This is a genomic window from Myxococcus sp. AB025B, assembly GCF_006518215.1.
Taxonomy (GTDB): domain Bacteria; phylum Myxococcota; class Myxococcia; order Myxococcales; family Myxococcaceae; genus Myxococcus; species Myxococcus fulvus.
In genome coordinates this window covers 1-16,208 of record NZ_SRLW01000230.1, presented here as the reverse complement: position 1 = coordinate 16,208, position 16,208 = coordinate 1, and the positions used below count along the sequence as shown (strand labels likewise).

Genomic DNA, 16,208 nt, shown 5'->3' with positions numbered 1-16,208 from the left:
GCATCGTCGAGAGACATGCCCGCACGGTCGAAGATCTCCTGGTACCTCGGCGTCCACGGCCCTCCATTGTTGGTGGACTTGCTGAACTTGTCGGAGGCGTGATGGAGGGCGGGGCCCCGGAGTCGCCGCACGCGGCGGCGGCCCCGAGGAGCGCCAACAACAGACCCAGACCGACGGCGTGCTTCACGGCAGGGGGACCGGGATGGGGTCGGTGTAGGACCAGCGGTCGATGACGCCGTCCGGGCCGAGCGAGCCGTTGAGGTTCCAGCCCCAGGCGAACACGGAGCCGTCCTCGCGCACGGCGATGACGTGGGTGGCGCCCATGCCCATGGCCGTCAGCGGCGTCAGCGTCCCGGAGGAGGCGCGCGCCTCCAGCTCGTTCGTCTCCTTGATGCCGATGCCCAGCTGGCCGTTGAAGTTCGAGCCCCAGCCCAGCAGCGAGCCGTCCGCGCGGCGCGCGAAGCTGTAGTTGCCGTTGGCGAACACGGCCGTCGCGTCGGTGACGCCCTTCACCTTCACCGGGGTGGCGCTCTCGCCGCCCGCGCTGAGCGCACCCGTGCCCAGCTGGCCGGTGGCGTCCAGGCCCCACGCGGACACGGTGCCGTCCTTGTGCACCGCGAGGATGTGGTCGCGGCCGTTGGCGATGTCCACCACGTCGGTGATTCCCGGGACCTGGCCAGGCAGCGGGTGGCTGTCGCCGTCCACGACGCCCGTGCCCAGGTTGCCATAGTCGTTGCGGCCCCACACCCAGACGGTGCCGTCGGCCTTGAGCGCCACCGAGTGCATGGAGCCGCCCAGCACCTTCACCACGTTCGTCAGGCCCTGCACCGGCATCGGGTAGCCGCGCGCCACGGTGGTGCCGTCGCCCAGCTGGCCGTTGGCGTTGTTGCCGAAGCTCTGCACCGTGCCGTCCTCCATCAAGATGAGCGCGTGGCGGAAGCCGTTCGCCACCGACACCGCGCCCGTCAGGTGGGGAATCCTCGTCGCCACGTAGCGCGGGGTGACGTCGGGGGTGCCCGGCGTCTCGCCCGAGGGCGGGGTGGACAGGCCCAGCTGGCTGTCGTTGTTCTCGCCCCAGGACCACACGCTGCCGTCGGCCGTCAGCGCCATGGCGAAGTTCTGGTTGAAGGCGATGGCCGTCGCGTTCTCCAGGCCCGGCACCGGCTGGGGCTGGGTCTGGTCCGTGCGCACGTCGTCACCCAGGCCCAACTGGCCCCGGTTGTTGCGGCCCCACGTATAGACGCGGCCGTTCTTGAGCGTGCCGCTGTGCAGGCCGCCGGCCGAGGCAAGCTGGCCGAAGTGGAACGACACCGCCTGCTCGGCCTCGTTGCCCGCCGCGTCCCGGGCGTGCAGCACCACGGTGTTGCGGCCGGCGCGCGGCGTCACCTCGAAGGACACCGGCTCGCCCGCGGTGGCCGGCAGCGTGAGCGCCTGCTCCGCGCCGTCGTTGAGCGTGTACGCAAGCTGGGTCACCGCCACGTTGTCCGTGGCCGTGAACTCCACGCGCATCCGCCGCACCGTGGTGGCCACGCCCTCGCGGGGCGAGCGCACCTGGACCACCGGCGCCTCGTCGAAGCGCAGCGCCAGCGTGCGCTCCGTGCGCGCGCCCGTCTGGTCCACCGCCGCCAGGGTGATGTCGTTGTCGCCCTCCACCAGGGTCAGCTCCAGCGTGAAGCTCGCGCTCGTGGGTGTGCTCGTCTGGAACTCCACCGCGCGGGGCTCGCCGCCGTTGAGCCGCGCCGTGAGCTCCGCGAGCCTGCCCGGCGCGCTCACCGAGCCTTGCAGCTTCACCTGCGCGCTCTCGGCGCTGGCGCCGGAGACGTGGGAGTGCAGCTGTACGTACGGCGCCACGGGCACGCCGGGCGTGGTCTCCACATCCGCCCCACACGCCGCCAGCCACACGGCCGCCAGCGCGAGGACACAGGCTCGGGACTTCATCAGGACTCCTGGTTTGTTGGGTTTTGTTGAGATTGATTTGCAGAGTCAGAAAGTGCCCGGGCTCATACCCCCCGCACCTCGGGGCACGCAAGCGGACGGCGGCTCAATTTGGCGTTTGCTCCCGGGGATTTCCCGAGGGAGAAGCACCTGCCGGAAAGCCGGTGAAGTGCTTCAGCTTCCACGGGGTGGGGCTGAAGTCGGGGTACGCGGGGATTTGGGGAGCAGGGTGCCCATCCACACGGGAAGCGTGGGGGCGTCCGAGGGCTCGCACTGCGGGTGCCTGTCCCAACGTACGATTGTCGACCACTGGAAGGTGGCGGACGGGGGGCCTCGCCGTTCTCTTTCCCGCCCGGGAAATCGCTCTAGGGTCGCGGCTCGTCTTCAGGGGAATCCATGGCAGAGGTGCTCGTCGTCGATGACAGCAAGGTGATGCGGGACATGGTGGTGGCCTGCCTCAGGCCCTACCCGGGGCTGAACTTCACCCATGCCTCGAGCGGGCTGGAGGCCATCGAGCGGTTGTCGCTGAGCCCGTACGATTTGCTGGTGCTGGACCTGAACATGCCGGACATCGGTGGCATCGAGGTGGTGGAGTTCGTGCGGGGGCAGGACAAGCTGCGCACGCTGCCCATCATCATCGTGACCACGCGGGGGGACGAGGCGTCGCGCGCGCGGGCGCTGGAGGCGGGCGCCAACCGCTTCATGACCAAACCCTTCACCCCCGACGCCATCCTCGCGGAGGCGCGGGGGCTGCTGGAAGAGACGCGGGCTTGACCGCTTCCGTGGACCTCGCGGACTTCCTCCCCGCCTATCTGGCGGAGGTGGAGGAGCTGCTCGACTCGGCGCACCGCCACCTGCTCGCGGTGGAGGCCAGCGCGCGTCGGGGCGCGGCCCACCCCAAGGCCGTGCGGGAGCTGTTCCGGGCGCTGCACACCATCAAGGGCCTGTCCGCCATGGTGGACGTGGAGCCCATCGTCTCCATCTCTCACTGGATGGAGACGTCCTTGCGTCAGGCGGACCAGGCCGGCGGCCGGCTCCCGGAGTCCAGCGTGGAGCCGCTGATGGAGGGCCTGCGCGCGGTGGAGCAGCGCATGCGCCAGCTCGCCTCCGGCAAGCCCGCGGCCCCGGTGCCCTCGGGGCTCCTGGAGCGGCTGGAGGCGCTGGAGTCCTCCGAGACGGCGCCGGTGGCCTCGCGGCCCGTCGCGGTGGTGCTCGACGAGACGCTGGCGCTCGGCGCCAAGCTGACGCCCACCGAGCGCGAGCAGCTCACCGCCACCCAGGGCGGCCGCCGCCCCGTGCGGGTGGACTTCATCCCCGGCGCCGAGCGCGCCGCCAAGGGCGTCACCATCAACAGCGTGCGCGAGCGGCTGGCGGCGCTGGGCGAGCTGGTGAAGGTCGTCCCGCTGTCGGGGCCCGTGCCCGGGGGCGGCTCGCTCACCTTCGTGCTGCTGCTCAGCACCGAGGCCGCGGACGGCGTGTTGATGGACGCCGCCGGGGGCGAGCCCGCCCTGGTGCGCCCGCTGGCCATCGAGCAGGCCGAGGTGCCCGTGCCCGCGGCGGGCACCCCGGCGCGGCTCGACGGGGATTTGGACGAGGAGCCGGAGGAGCCGCGGCGCGGGGGCGGCACCCTGCGGGTGGAGGTGTCCCGGCTGGACGAGGCGCTGGAGCGGCTGGCGGCGCTCGTCGTCAACCGCTCGCGGCTGCAGCGCGCGGTGGCGGACCTGACGGCGGCGGGCGCGCCCACGCGCGAGCTGCGCGCCATCCTCCAGGAGAACGCGCGCCAGCTGCGCGACATGCGCGCGGCGATTCTGCGGCTGCGCATGGTGCGCGTGGGGGACGTGCTGGAGCGGCTGCCCCTGCTGGTGCGCGGGCTGCGCCGGGCCACGGGCAAGGCGGTGCGGCTGGAGCTGGACGTGGGCGACGCGGAGCTGGACAAGGCGGTGGCGGACCGGCTCATGCCCGCGCTGGTGCACCTGGTGCGCAACGCGGTGGACCACGCCCTGGAGTCGCCCGAGGAGCGCCGCCAGGCGGGCAAGGCCCCGGAGGGGCTGGTGCGCCTGGCGTGCCACGCGCAGGCCAACGGCTTCGTGGAGCTGCTCGTGCGCGACGACGGGCGCGGCGTGGACGGCGCGGTGGTGGCGAAGCGCGCGGGCGCGCCGGCGCCGCGCACGGCGGATGACGTGCTGGAGCTCTTGTGCCGGCCGGGCTTCTCCACGCGCGAGTCGGCCACCGCCACCAGCGGGCGCGGCATGGGCATGGACATCGTCCGGCGCATCGTCGTGGACCAGCTGGGCGGGGAGCTGCGCATGGAGACGCGGCCCGGTGTGGGCACCACGTTCCGGCTGCGCGTGCCGCTGACGATTACGCTCCTGGACGCCATCGTCTTCGAGTGCGCGGGGCTGCGCTACGCGGTGGCGGTGTCGTGCGTGGAGGAGCTCTTCGAGGTGGACGCCTCCCGCGTGGTGCGCCCCCCGGGCGGCCGGGGCGTGGCCCTGGTGGAGCGGCGGGGACAGGCGGTGCCGCTCGTGTGGCTCGAGCGCCTGCTGGGCCAGGGAACGGCCAGCGCGGCCGACACCGTGCCCGCGCGGGCGCTGCTGGTGCGCCAGCGCGGGGAGTTGGTGGCCTTCGGCGTGGGACGGCTGCTCGGGCAGCAGGAGATCGTCCTGCGCCCGCTGGAGGACCCGTTGGTGAGGGTGCCCGGGGTGGCAGGCGCCACGGACCTGGGTGATGGACAGCCCACGCTGGTGCTGGACCTGCCCACGCTGGGCGCGTCGCGCCGGCAGGGGGGCGGGGGACGAGAGGAGCGCGCGACATGAGCGTGCTGCATGTGGTGTTCAAGGTGGATGGCGCCGAGTACGTGCTGCCGGCGTCGAACGTCCTCCAGATGGAGTCCTTCAACGGCGCCACGCCCGTGCCGGGCGCGCCCGCGCACGTGGCGGGGCTGGTGCAGGTGCGCGGCCGGGTCATCCCGGTGGTGGACGCGCGGCGTCGCTTCGGCCTGCCGGCGGTGGAGCGCACGCTCGACTCGCGGGTGGTGGTGGGGCAGCTGGGCGCGCGCGTGGTGGGGCTGCTCGTCGACAGCGCGCGCGAGGTGCTGAAGCTGGACCCGGGCCAGTTCAAGCCGCCGCCGCCGCTGGTCACCGAGGGCGCGCAGGGTTTCGTGAAGGCCGTGGCGCAGGTGGGGCCGCGGCTGGTGATGCTCATCGATTTCCCCCGAGTCATCGGGGAGGAGACGCCGGATGGCGACGCAGGACACTGACGCCCCCCAGGGGCAGGACGACGCGCGCGGGCTGGCCGAGCGCCTGACCCGGAGCCTCCGGGAGAGCACCACGCTGCTCCAGGAGCTGGAGGCCATGGCCACGCGCGTGGCCGGCAGCGGCAACGAGCAGGCCGCCGGCACCGAGCAGGTGCGCGCCGCCATCGAATCGGTGGCGACGCACGTGGAGCAGACGGGGCTGGCGGTGCAGTCCCTGGTGCGCACGCAGCGCACGGTGAGCGACTCCTCGCGCCAGCTGCAGCAGGAGTCGGAGGCGACGGCGGGCTCGGTGGAGGAGGTGAGCGCGTCGGTGTCGTCGGTGCGCAAGGACGCCGCCCACCTGGCGACGGAGGCGGACACCACCGCGGCCACGCTGGAGCAGGTGTCGCGCTCGGTGAAGGGCGTCAGCTCCAACGCCGAGGACCTGGCCGCCTCCAGCGAGCAGCTGCTCGCGTCCATGACCGAGATGAACGCCACCGTCGCGGACCTGGTGACGCGCAACCAGTCCGGCGCGGCCTCCGCGGAGCAGGTGGGCGCCACCATCGAGGAGATGGCCAAGGGCATCGCCCGGCTGGCCTCGGACGCGCAGGGCGTGGGTGAGCGCGCCACGCAGGTCGCCCACGCGGTGGGCCTCTTGGGCCGCTCGCTGGGGGACGTGGCGCGCGACTCCACCTCCATGGCCGCGAGCGTGGAGGAGGTGGCCGCCACCGCGGAGGAGCTGGCGCGCAGCGTGCGCGGCGTGGCGGAGAGCGCGCGCGTGCTGGAGACGCACGCGGCCTCCAACGCCTCCGCCATGGAGGAGGTGGCCGCGAGCGTGGAGGAGGTGGCCGCCACCGCGGAGAAGAACGCCGCCGTGGTGGACGCGAACGCCTCCACCATCGAAGAGCTCGCGCGCTCGGCCCAGGCGGTGGCCAAGGCCGCTGAGTCCATCAACGGCCAGGCCGCCTCCGGCGCCTCGGCCTCCACCCAGCTGGAGACCTCCACGCGCCGCGTGGCGCAGATGACGGAGGAGGCCCGCGCCACCGCGGACCGGGTGGGCACCATCGCCCGCGAGGGCGGCGCCACGGTGGGGCGCTCCATGGCGGGCTTCGGCCGCATCCGTCAGTCCATCGTCGAGTCGTCGGGCGTGATGAAGGAGATGGCCAAGCGCGCCGAGGAGATTGGCGACATCGTCCAGACCATCAACCTCATCGCCGACCGCACCAACCTCTTGTCCCTCAACGCGAGCATCGAGGCGGCGCGCGCCGGGGAGCACGGCCGGGGCTTCGCGGTGGTGGCGGAGGAGATTCGCGCGCTGGCGGACCGGGCGGCGGCGGCCAGCTCGGACGTGGCGAAAATCGTGCGCGGGCTCCAGACGACGGCGCGCGAGGCGGCGGCCGCCACGGGCGAGGGCATGCGCGCCGCGGACGAGGGCTCGGCGCTGGCCTCCGAGGCGGAGAAGGCGCTGACCACCATCCTCAAGGGCGTGGATGACCTGGGGCAGAACGTGCGCGAGGTGAGCCGCGCCACCGGGGAGCAGGTGCAGGCGGCGCAGGCGCTGGCGCAGGGCAACGTGCGGATGAGCGAGCAGGGCCGCGTCATCGCCACGTCCGCCGCGGAGCAGGCCCAGGCGGCGCAGTCCCTGTCGCAGGGCGGCTCGGAGATGCGGCGCATGGCCCGGCAGACGATGCAGGCCTCCGGGGAGCAGGCGCGCGCGCTGCGCGACGTGGTGCGCGCCAACGGGCAGCTCGCGGAGGTCTCCCAGAAGGTGGCGCGCGCGGTGCAAGAGCAGGCCGCGGCGTCGACGGACCTGTCCAAGGCCGCGGCGCAGATGCGCCAGCTGGTGCAGACCGTCAGCAACGTGGTGGGCACGCAGAGCAAGGAGGTCACGGGCGTGAGCGCGCTGGCGCAGGACATGGCCAGCACCACGCAGCGCACGCTGGCGGGCCTGGCCGAGCAGGCCAAGGCGGCGGCGGAGGTGACGCGGGCCATGGACGCCACGCGCAAGGAGGTGGCCCAGTCCGCGCGCGGCATGGCGGAGCAGGCGCGCGCGCTCAAGCAGGGCGAGGCGGCCAGCCGCCAGGTGGCGCAGCTGGCGGGCGCGGTGACGCGGGCCACCGACGAGCAGGCCCAGGCGCTCGTCGCGCTGGTGAAGGGCGCGGACGAGGTGCGCCGGGTGGCGAAGAGCACGGCGCGCGCGCTGGACGAGCAGTCGGAGGTGCTCGGCTCGCTGGCGGTGTCCGCGCAGCGGCAGGCCACCGGCATCGCCGCCGTGGCGCGCGCCAGCGCGGAGGCCACCCAGGTGACGGAGGGGCTGGCCCGGGGCGTGGAGGAGATGCGCGCGCGGGCGCGGGAAATCACCGTCACCACCGCGCAGCAGGTCCGCGCCGCGGCGGGCAACGCGGCCGAGGTGCGCGAGGTGTCCAACCGCCTGGGCCAGCTGTCGCGGCTGCAGGTGGAGCAATTGGAGAGCCTGTCCCGGATGGGGAGCGCGAAGCCCTCCGAGTCGGCGGGCGTCGAGCTGACGAGGGAGCGGCAGGCATGACGGCGACGATGTCTTCGGCGGTGGGCGCCTCGCCCCTGTTCCTCTCCGCGGAGGACCGGGCGCAGGTGGACGCGGTGGAGCAGCTGGCGCGCGGCGGCGCGGACAACCTGGAGCGGCTGGTGGCCGGGCTGGACACGCCGAGCTGGGCGGTGCGCCGCGCCGTCGTCGCGGCCCTGGCGAAGCTGGGGACCCAGGCGGTGCCGCCCCTGTGCGAGGTGCTGAGGAGCCGCCGCGACAGCGAGGCGCGCCTGGCCGCGGCGGTGGAGGCGCTGGTGGCCTCCATGGGCGCGGTGGAGGAGTCGCTCGAGGTGCTGGCGGACAGCCCCGTCGCGGCCATCGTCTGTGACGCCGCGCAGGTGCTGGGCCGCAGACGCAGCCGGCGCTCGGTGCCGCTGCTCGCCCGGCTCACCGTGCACCCGGACGACAACGTCGCGGTGGCGGCGATTGAAGCGCTGGGCCGCATTGGCGGCGGCGCCGCGGTGGACGCGCTCCTGGCGGCGCTGGGCAGCGGCAACTTCTTCCGCATCTTCCCCGCCATCGACGTGCTGGGCCGCTGCGGCGACCCGACGGTGGTGCCCGCGCTGCTGGGCCTGCTCGCGGACCCCTTCTATTCGCTGGAGGCCGCCAGGGCGCTGGGCCGCACGGGCCAGGACGCGGCCGTGCCCGCGCTGGTGGGGCTGCTCCGCCGGGGCAACGACAGCCTGGTGCGCGTGGTGGCGGTGGCGCTGGTGGACATCCACGAGGCGCAGGTACAGCGCTTCGGTGGCGCGCGCGGGGTGCAGGCGGCGCTGCGCTCCGGCGGGGACCTGTCCGTGCTGGGCCGCAAGCTGGCACAGGCCATCAGCACCGCGGACTCCGCGGAGCGCGCCGCGCTGGCGCGGCTGCTCGGCTGGATTGGGGGCCAGGACGCGGCGGCGGGGCTGCTTCGCCTGCTCGACGCGCCGGACCCGACGGTGGCGCGCGCGGCGGCGGGGGCCCTGGCGGAGCTGGGCTCGGACGCGGACGAGCAGATCCTCCAGGCGCTGCGCGACGGGGACAGCGCCCGGCGCCGGGTCTTGCTGCCGCTGGTGGGGCGCCGCGTGGCGTCCGTGCCGGAGGTGCTGGTGTGCCTGGAGGACCGGGACGCGTCGGTGCGCGCCATGGCGGCGGACACGCTGTCGCGCATCGGCGACGCGTCCGCGGTGGGCGCGCTCTTCGAGCGCCTGGTGGACGACGACCCGCGCGTGGTGCAGGCCGCCACGGGCGCCATCCAGTCGCTGGGCAGCGACGACACGGAGGCGCTGGCGCTGCAGGCGGCGCGCTCCCCGGACGCGCGGCTGCGCCGGGCGGCGCTGCGCATCATCTCCTACTTCGGCTATCCGCGCGGGCTGGAGGTGCTGCTGTCGGCCATGCGCGACTCGGACGAGCGGCTGCGCGACGCGGCCATCTACGGCCTGCCCTTCATCGAGGACCCGCGCGCGGTGGACGCGCTGCTCACGGCGGCCACGCACGAGTCGGAGCGCACGCGCGCGGCGGCCATGCGCGCCCTGGGCCAGACGCAGAAGGAGGCCCGCATCACCAGCATGCTGCTGGGCGGCCTCAATGACCGCGACCCGTGGGTGCGCTACTACGCGTGCCAGTCGCTGGGGAAGCTCAACGAGGAGGCCGCCGCGGACGCCATCGTCGCGCTGGCGGACGACGACGCGGGCCAGGTGCGCGTGGCGGTGGTGGACGCGCTGGCCCACATGCACACGGAGAGCGCCATGACGGCGCTCAGGCGCGCGGCGGCCAGCGCGGACGCGGACGTGCGGCGCGCGGCGCTCTTGGGCCTGGGCGTGGCGCGCCGTCAGGACGCGCTGCCGGTGCTCCTGGAGGCCGCCTCCTCCGAGGACGCGGCCACGCGGCTGGTCGCCCTGTCCGCGGTGGCCGAGTACGAGGCCCCGGAGACCCTGCCCGCGCTCCTGCGCGCCGCCAGCGACCGGGACGACAGCGTGCGCAGCGCCGCGGTGGGCTTCCTGGCCACGCGGCCGGGCATCCCCTCCACGCAGGCGCTGGTGTCGCTGCTGGGGGACTTGACGGTGCGTGAGCGGGTGGTGAGCGCGCTGGCCCTGCCTATGGAGGGGCGGCTGCCAGGGCTGCTCGCCGCGCTGGACGTGGCGGACGAGGTGACGGCGCCCCTGCTGGTGGCGGCGCTGGCGCGCATGCGCCGGGCGGACGCGCGCGCGGGCCTGCTCCAGGCGCTGGAGACGGCCAGCCCCTCGGGGCGCCGCGCGGCGGTGCCCGCGGTGGGGGCGCTGGGCACGGTGGAGGCGCGCGACGCGCTGGAGCGCGCCTCGCTCCGGGACGAGGACGACGAAGTGCGCCGCGCCTGTCTCGTGGCGCTGGGGCGGTGACAAGGACGCCATGCCCTCGTTGCCGATGTCGCCCCAGGTGTTCGCCATCCTCGCGGCGCTCATCGAGCAGCGCGCCGGGCTGCACTACTCGCCCGAGGACCGGGAGTTGATGGCGGACAAGGTGTCGGACCGCGCGCTGGAGGCGGGGTTCGACTCGTTGCTCGACTACTACTACTTCCTTCGCTACGACCCGGCGGGCGCCGAGGCGCTGGACGCGCTGGTGGACTCGCTGCTGGTCCACGAGACGTACTTCTTCCGCGAGGCCCAGCCCCTGCAGGTGCTGGTGGAGGACGTGCTGGTGCCCCTGGCGAAGCAGGGGCGCAAGCCGCGCGTCTGGTGCGCGGCGTGCTCCACCGGCGAGGAGCCCCTGACGCTGGCCATGATGCTGGCGGACCGCGGCGCGCTGGCCGGCGTGGAAATCGTCGCCAGCGACTTGAGCCCGCGGGTCCTGGAGCGCGCGCGCGCGGGGGACCACAACCTGCGCTCGCTGCGCGCCCTACCTCCGGGCGTGGAGGGGCGCTGGCTGGAGCGTGGCGTGGAGGGGCGCGTGCGGGTGAAGCCGGAGCTGGTGGACAGGGTGCAGTGGATGCGCGTCAACCTGGTGGACGAGGCCGCGGTGGCGCGGCTGGGCGCCTTCGACGCCATCCTCTGCCGCAACGTGCTCATCTACTTCCAGGACGACACGGCGCGCCGGGTGGTGGAGTCGCTGGCGGGCGCGCTCAAGCCCCACGGCCAGCTGCTGGTGGGCACCTCCGAGTCGCTCATGCGCTTCGGCACCGCGCTCTCCTGCGAGGAGCGCCGGGGCGTCTTCTTCTACAACAAGGCGGACGCATCATGACCCCGGCCCCCATCCGCGTGCTGGTGGTCGACGACTCGGCCTTCGCGCGCAAGGTGCTCAAGCAGGTGCTGTCCAACGCGGCCGACCTCCAGGTGGTGGACACCGCCCGGGACGGCCTGGACGCGCTGGAGAAGGTGGCGGAGCTGTCGCCGGACGTGCTCACCCTGGACCTGGTGATGCCCAACCTGGACGGGCTGGGCGTGCTGCGCGCCCTGTCCTCCATGGAGCGCGCCCCCCGCGTCGTCGTGGTCAGCAGCGCGGGCGAGGAGAGCGAGCTGGCGGTGGCGGCCCTCCAGAACGGCGCGGTGGAGCTGGTGCACAAGCCCACCGCGCTGGCCACGGACCGGCTCTACGAGCTGGGCGCGGAGCTGGTGGAGAAGGTGCGAATCGCGGCCCGCGCCGCGCGGCGCTCCGTGGCCTCGCCCGTGGCCCCCTCGTCCTTCGCGTCCCCGGACGCGCTCCCGGCCTCCCGGCACCTGGTGGTGGTGGGCACCTCCACCGGGGGCCCGCAGGCCCTGACGACGCTGTTGTCCCGGCTGCCCGCGGACTTCCCCGCGCCCATGGCGCTCGCGCTGCACATCCCCCCCGGCTACACGGAGGCGGTGGCGCGGCGGCTGGACGCGCTGTGTCCGCTGGAGGTGCGCGAGGCGGAGGACGGCATGGAGCTGTTCCCCGGGCGCGTCGTGCTCGCCCGCGCCGGCCAGCACCTCAAGGTGGAGCGCCACGGCGCGCTCAGCCTGGTGCGCCTGGACCGTCACCCCCTGCGCATGCCCCACCACCCCTCCGTGGACGTGCTCTTCCAGAGCGCGGCCCGCGCCTGGGGCAAGGACACGGTGGGCGTGGTGCTCACCGGCATGGGGGACGACGGCCGCGACGGCGCGCGCGCCATCCGCGAGGCGGGCGGCGTGGTGCTCACCGAGTCGGAGAACTCCTGCGTCGTCTACGGCATGCCCCGCGCCGTCGACGATGCGGGCCTGGCCACCGCGAGCGCGCCCCTGGGCGGCATGGTGGAGCTCCTGCGCTCCCACCTGCTCTGAATCCCAGGAAGCGCGGGTGGGGGGAGCGTCGCCCGCTCCCCTACACGACGAGGGGCAGAGGGCGGCCTCGCTGGAGGGCGAGCGATAGATTTGGGCCTTCACTGGGGCGTAGGGCACACTGCGCGCCATGCTCCGTTACAGCGCCGACATCCGCACCCTCCTCTGGTGCCTGGCGATGCCCGTGGTGGCCCTCACGATGTTCTGGGACCCCGGGCTCATCCCCTACCTGTGCCCGCTGGCGTGCTACCTGGCGCTGTCGGCGGGTGTCATCGCCCACAACCACAACCACTGCCCCACCTTCCGCAACCGGAAGATGAACGAGGCGATGGGCATGTGGCTGTCGCTGTTCTACGGCTACCCGACCTTCGTGTGGATTCCGACGCACAACCTGAACCACCACAAGTTCGTGAACAAGGCGGGCGACGCCACCATCACCTGGCGCTACTCGAAGAAGCACAACTTCCTCGTCGCCTTCTTCTTCCCCTTCGTCTCCACCTACTGGCAGCAGGAGCCCACCAAGGCCTTCATCGACAAGGCCCGCGCGCGCAACCCCGCCCTGTTCCGCCAGATTGTCCTCCAGTACGTCGTCTGGGGCGGCACCCACGCGGCGCTCGTCGCGCTCGCCATCTCCCTGCACGGCATCGGTGGTGGCCTGCGCGTCTGGGCCTTCGCGTTCCTGATTCCGGCGTTCTTCTCGCTGTGGACCATCATGTTCTTCAACTACATCCAGCACGTCCACGCGGACCCCTGGAGCGAGCACGACCACAGCCGCAGCTTCACCGGCCGCCTCATCAACTTCTTCCTCTTCAACAACGGGCTGCACGCGGTGCACCACGAGACGCCGGGGCTGCACTGGAGCCTGTTGCCGGAGGCGCACGCGAAGATTGCCGCCTCCATCGACCCTCGGCTCAAGCCGGTGAGCTTCTTCGGCTGGTGCTTCCGCTCCTACGTGCTGGCGCCGCTGTTCCCCCGCTTCGGCACCACCCAGGTCGGCCGCGCGCCCTATGACCCGCCCCAGGGCGGCGCCGTGGACGTGTCCTTCGGCGACGAGCTGCAGGCGGTGGACTCCGGAGTGAACGTCGCCCGCGTCTGACGTCGCCCGCACCGAAAGGTCGGGCTGATTCTCTCTGTCCTGTATTCCTCACCTCTCCCTGGAATCCGACCAGGGGGGAGTATTCACCGTGTGGCTGTTTCCCATATCTCGCCAACAACGCGAGTGGCGGGGCCGGGGGGGAAACCAGACACGGAGAATCCGCATGAGGATGGCCTCAGGCCCGGTCCGGCCCGTCATTGGCGAGACGCCCGGGGCGCCTCGTGTGCTGTGGGTGGGCGTGGTGGGCGAGGCGTGGCTGTGTCTGTCCCGCGCCGCCCGGGCGCTGGGGTGTGAGCCGGTGCAGGCGGCCGTCGCGGGTGGAGTGGCGGGTGAGCCCTCCTCGCGAGCCCGGCCCCGGCTGGTGCTGGTCCACTGGCGGCACGTGCGTGAGCGTGGCCCTGGAGGGCTGGGAGGGCTGAAGGCGCGCGTGGGCGCGTCCGGCGCGCCGCTGGTGCTGGTGGTCGAGCCGGAGACTCCCGCGGAGGTGCTGGAGGCCGCGGACGCCGAGGGCATCGAGGACTGCCTGGTGACGCCGGTGAGCGAGGCGGCCGTGCGCGCCCGGCTGTCCGCGCTGCTGGGCAAGAGCCCCGTGGCCTCCTCGAGCGAGCGCTACAGCCCGCGCGTGGTGCTGCTCGCGGGCGCGGGCGGCGCGCGCACGTGGACGGGGCTGGGCTCGCTGCTGGAGGCCTGTGGCCATCACCTGCTCTACAGCGCCACCGTGGAGGGCGCCGCCTCGCGCGTGGAGGAGCACGGCGCCCGGCCCCACCTGCTCGTCGTCGCGGGTGACGGCGCCTGGGGGGGAGTGTGGGCCCGCGCGAGCGCCACGGCGCGCGCGCTCCTGGACGGAGTGCCGACCTTGTCGGTGACGCCCGCGGAGTGCGCGCGGGCGGGGGCGCTCCTGCCGCGCGTGCACACGCTCCTGGGCCGCGACGGCGCGTCGCTCCGGGTGGAGGAGCGGGTGCCCTTCTGCTGTCCGGTGGAGTTCGCGGAGGGCGAGAGCAAGGCCGCCCCGTGGACGTCGGGCGTGTCCTTCGCGATGAGCCCCGCGGGCCTCTTCGTGCGCACGCTGGTGCCGGCGCGCCCCGGCGCGGCGGTGACGCTGCGGCTGCACCTGCCCACCACGGGTGAGCGGCTGGAGTCCCACGGCGTGGTGGCGTGGGCCAACCCCTGCGCGCGGAAGGAGAGCCTGTGCGCGCCCCACGGCATGGGGGTGCGCTTCCTGGGCATGGGCCCTCCGCGCCTGATGCACCTTCGTCAGCTCTGCCAGGCCACGTCCCCCGCGTGAGCCCTGGTCCCCTCGAGGAGACGTCATGCGGCGCAAGAAGGTCCTGCTCGTCGACGACTCGCACACGGTGTTGATGCTCCACCAGATGATGATGGTGGAGCGCGGCTACGAGACGCTCATCGCCCGTGACGGGCTGGAGGCGCTGGCGCGCGTGGAGGTGGAGGCGCCGGACCTCGTGGTGCTGGACATCCACATGCCGCACCTGGATGGCCTGCAGACCTGCCGCGCGCTGCGCGAGCGCGAGCCCACGCGCCACACGCCCATCATCCTGTGCAGCACGCGCATGGAGCCCGCGAGCGTGCAGGCGGGCTTCGACAGCGGCTGCACCGACTACCTCACCAAGCCCTTCGCGGGTTCGGAGCTGGCGGCGCTGCTCAACCGCTACCTGGGCTCGGAGCGCGGCACCCGCGGCGACTGAGCCTGGGGCCGGGCGGGCAGCGAGCGGCGCGGCAGCGTCACCGTGAAGGACGTGCCGTCCTCCTCGGCGGAGCTCACCTCGATGCCCCCGCCGTGCGCCTGGACGATTTCCCGCACGATGTAGAGCCCCAGCCCGTAGCTCATCTTCAGCGTGCGCGTCGTCTGCGGCCCGCTGCGGAAGGGCTCGAACAGGTGCGGCAGCAGGTGCGCGGGGATGGGCCGCCCGCCGTTGTGCACCTCCAGCACCACCTTGTTGCCCCGCGTGGCCCGCGCCTCCAGCCGCACCGGCGTGTCCGAGGGGCCGAACTTCAGCGCGTTCTCCAGGAGGTTGCTGGCCACCTGGCCCAGCCGGTCCGGGTCCCACATGCCCTGCGTGTTGCCCTTGTGCTCCACCTCGATGACGCGCTCGGGGTAGGCCACGCGGAACTCATGCGCCACGCGCAGCGCCAGGTCCTTCAAGTCCATGGGCCTGGGCTCGATGGCCACGCCGCCCATCAGCCGGGTGCGCGTGAAGTCGAGGAGCAGGCGCGTGAGCCGCTCGATTCGCACCGCCGCGGTGGCGATGCGCTGGCTGGTGCGCCGCGCGTCCTCGGCGGTGCCGGACTCGGCCATGACCCGCGACCAGTTCATGATGGCGCCCAGGGGGCTCCTGATGTCATGGCTGACGATGCCCATCAGCTGCTCCTGGAACTCGGAGTGGCGGCGCGCCTCCTCCTCGGCCCACTTGCGCTGGGTGATGTCGCGGCTGATGCCGAACAGCCCCACCACCTTGCCGTCGCCGTCGCGCAGCACGCCCTTGGTGGACAGCCACACGCGCGGGCCCTCCACGCCCGGCTGCGCGTCCTCGTACGTGACGGTGCGGCCGAAGGCGAGCACCTCCCTATCGTTGGCGGCGTTGACGCGGGCGACCTCGGGCGCGAACAGCTCGTGGTCTGTGCGGCCCACCATCTGCTCCACCTCGTAGCCCACCGCGCGCGCGCCCGAGGCGTTGATGAGCTGGTAGCGGCCCTCCAAATCCTTCGTGTAGACGGAGTCCGTCGTCCCCTCGTGGATGGCGCGGAACACCTCGCTGGCGCGGCGCAGCTCCTCCTTCGCGCGCTTCTCCCCGCTGATGTCCCGGCAGTGGACCAACAGCCCCCCGGGCACCACGCGCGCGCGCACGTCGAACGTCGAGTCCCGCTCAGGCCAGCCGTGCTCGAAGCGCGTGGCGGGCTGCTGGGTGGCGGGCTGCTCGAAGCGCAGGTGGCGGCGCAAATCCAGCAGCTGGGGGCACGCGCGGCGCACGTCGTCGCCGACCGTGGCGGAGCCCTCCAGCAGCTCCGCCATGCGCGGGCTCAGGTAGGTGAAGCGCCAGCCGGCGTCGAGCGTGAAGAACGCATCCGGCAGTCCCTCCAGGAGCGCATGCAGCGGTACGCCGGCCGACGCCTCGGAGGGGAGGGCCGGGGGCGGGG

Annotated in this window: 12 protein-coding genes; 10 read left to right on the top strand and 2 right to left on the bottom strand. The window is 73.6% G+C overall.

Going from position 1 to position 16,208, the window contains the following annotated elements:
• Positions 1–183 precede the first annotated feature (183 nt).
• Positions 184–1,938: a chromosome condensation regulator RCC1 gene (locus FL311_RS30590; protein WP_141330665.1), complete on the bottom strand. Its 1,755-nt coding sequence runs from the start codon at positions 1,936–1,938 to the stop codon at positions 184–186.
• 393 nt (positions 1,939–2,331) lie between these two features.
• On the opposite strand from FL311_RS30590, the gene FL311_RS30585 reads away from it, so the two are divergent.
• From FL311_RS30585 to FL311_RS30540, 10 genes are all read left to right on the top strand, one after another.
• Complete coding sequence (locus FL311_RS30585) at positions 2,332–2,709, top strand: response regulator (protein WP_141330663.1); 378 nt, start codon at positions 2,332–2,334, stop codon at positions 2,707–2,709.
• Positions 2,706–4,751: a chemotaxis protein CheA gene (locus FL311_RS30580; RefSeq protein ID WP_141330661.1), complete on the top strand. Its 2,046-nt coding sequence runs from the start codon at positions 2,706–2,708 to the stop codon at positions 4,749–4,751. Before FL311_RS30585 ends, FL311_RS30580 begins: the two co-directional genes overlap by 4 nt.
• The gene (locus tag FL311_RS30575; protein WP_141330659.1) at positions 4,748–5,194 is read left to right on the top strand and encodes a chemotaxis protein CheW; all 447 of its coding nucleotides are present in this window, start codon (positions 4,748–4,750) and stop codon (positions 5,192–5,194) included. Before FL311_RS30580 ends, FL311_RS30575 begins: the two co-directional genes overlap by 4 nt.
• Complete coding sequence (locus FL311_RS30570; protein ID WP_141330657.1) at positions 5,175–7,715, top strand: methyl-accepting chemotaxis protein; 2,541 nt, start codon at positions 5,175–5,177, stop codon at positions 7,713–7,715. The genes FL311_RS30575 and FL311_RS30570 overlap by 20 nt, the downstream gene beginning before the upstream one ends.
• A complete protein-coding gene (locus tag FL311_RS30565; protein ID WP_141330655.1) occupies positions 7,712–10,087 on the top strand; it encodes a HEAT repeat domain-containing protein in 2,376 nt (791 codons plus the stop codon). Before FL311_RS30570 ends, FL311_RS30565 begins: the two co-directional genes overlap by 4 nt.
• A 10-nt stretch (positions 10,088–10,097) precedes the next feature.
• Entirely contained in the window at positions 10,098–10,925 is an 828-nt protein-coding gene (locus FL311_RS30560; RefSeq protein ID WP_141330653.1) for a protein-glutamate O-methyltransferase CheR, read from the top strand.
• Positions 10,919–11,962, top strand: coding sequence for a chemotaxis-specific protein-glutamate methyltransferase CheB (gene cheB, locus FL311_RS30555; protein ID WP_141330667.1), 1,044 nt, complete (start codon positions 10,919–10,921; stop codon positions 11,960–11,962). Before FL311_RS30560 ends, cheB begins: the two co-directional genes overlap by 7 nt.
• 127 nt (positions 11,963–12,089) lie before the next feature.
• On the top strand, positions 12,090–13,055 hold the full coding sequence (locus FL311_RS30550; RefSeq protein WP_194869421.1) for a fatty acid desaturase: 966 nt from the start codon (positions 12,090–12,092) through the stop codon (positions 13,053–13,055).
• Positions 13,056–13,218: 163 nt separating this feature from the next.
• Positions 13,219–14,340 carry a PilZ domain-containing protein gene (locus FL311_RS30545; protein ID WP_141330649.1) on the top strand — a complete coding sequence of 374 codons (1,122 nt, stop codon included), beginning with the start codon at positions 13,219–13,221 and terminating at the stop codon, positions 14,338–14,340.
• 25 nt (positions 14,341–14,365) lie between these two features.
• A complete protein-coding gene (locus FL311_RS30540; protein WP_141330647.1) occupies positions 14,366–14,758 on the top strand; it encodes a response regulator in 393 nt (130 codons plus the stop codon).
• Here FL311_RS30540 and FL311_RS30535 read toward each other — a convergent pair.
• A partial coding sequence (locus FL311_RS30535; protein WP_141330645.1) for an ATP-binding protein occupies positions 14,722–16,208 on the bottom strand: 1,487 nt, incomplete at its 5' end. The two genes, FL311_RS30540 and FL311_RS30535, sit on opposite strands and share 37 nt — an antisense overlap.

Bases quoted from the DNA above. Each gene is read 5' to 3' on its own strand.
- FL311_RS30590 (WP_141330665.1), bottom strand. From the start codon at position 1,938: ATGAAGTCCCGAGCCTGTGTCCTCGCGCTGGCGGCCGTGTGGCTGGCG.
- FL311_RS30585 (WP_141330663.1), top strand. From the start codon at position 2,332: ATGGCAGAGGTGCTCGTCGTCGATGACAGCAAGGTGATGCGGGACATG.
- FL311_RS30575 (WP_141330659.1), top strand. From the start codon at position 4,748: ATGAGCGTGCTGCATGTGGTGTTCAAGGTGGATGGCGCCGAGTACGTG.
- FL311_RS30570 (WP_141330657.1), top strand. From the start codon at position 5,175: ATGGCGACGCAGGACACTGACGCCCCCCAGGGGCAGGACGACGCGCGC.
- FL311_RS30565 (WP_141330655.1), top strand. From the start codon at position 7,712: ATGACGGCGACGATGTCTTCGGCGGTGGGCGCCTCGCCCCTGTTCCTC.
- FL311_RS30560 (WP_141330653.1), top strand. From the start codon at position 10,098: ATGCCCTCGTTGCCGATGTCGCCCCAGGTGTTCGCCATCCTCGCGGCG.
- FL311_RS30550 (WP_194869421.1), top strand. From the start codon at position 12,090: ATGCTCCGTTACAGCGCCGACATCCGCACCCTCCTCTGGTGCCTGGCG.
- FL311_RS30545 (WP_141330649.1), top strand. From the start codon at position 13,219: ATGAGGATGGCCTCAGGCCCGGTCCGGCCCGTCATTGGCGAGACGCCC.
- FL311_RS30540 (WP_141330647.1), top strand. From the start codon at position 14,366: ATGCGGCGCAAGAAGGTCCTGCTCGTCGACGACTCGCACACGGTGTTG.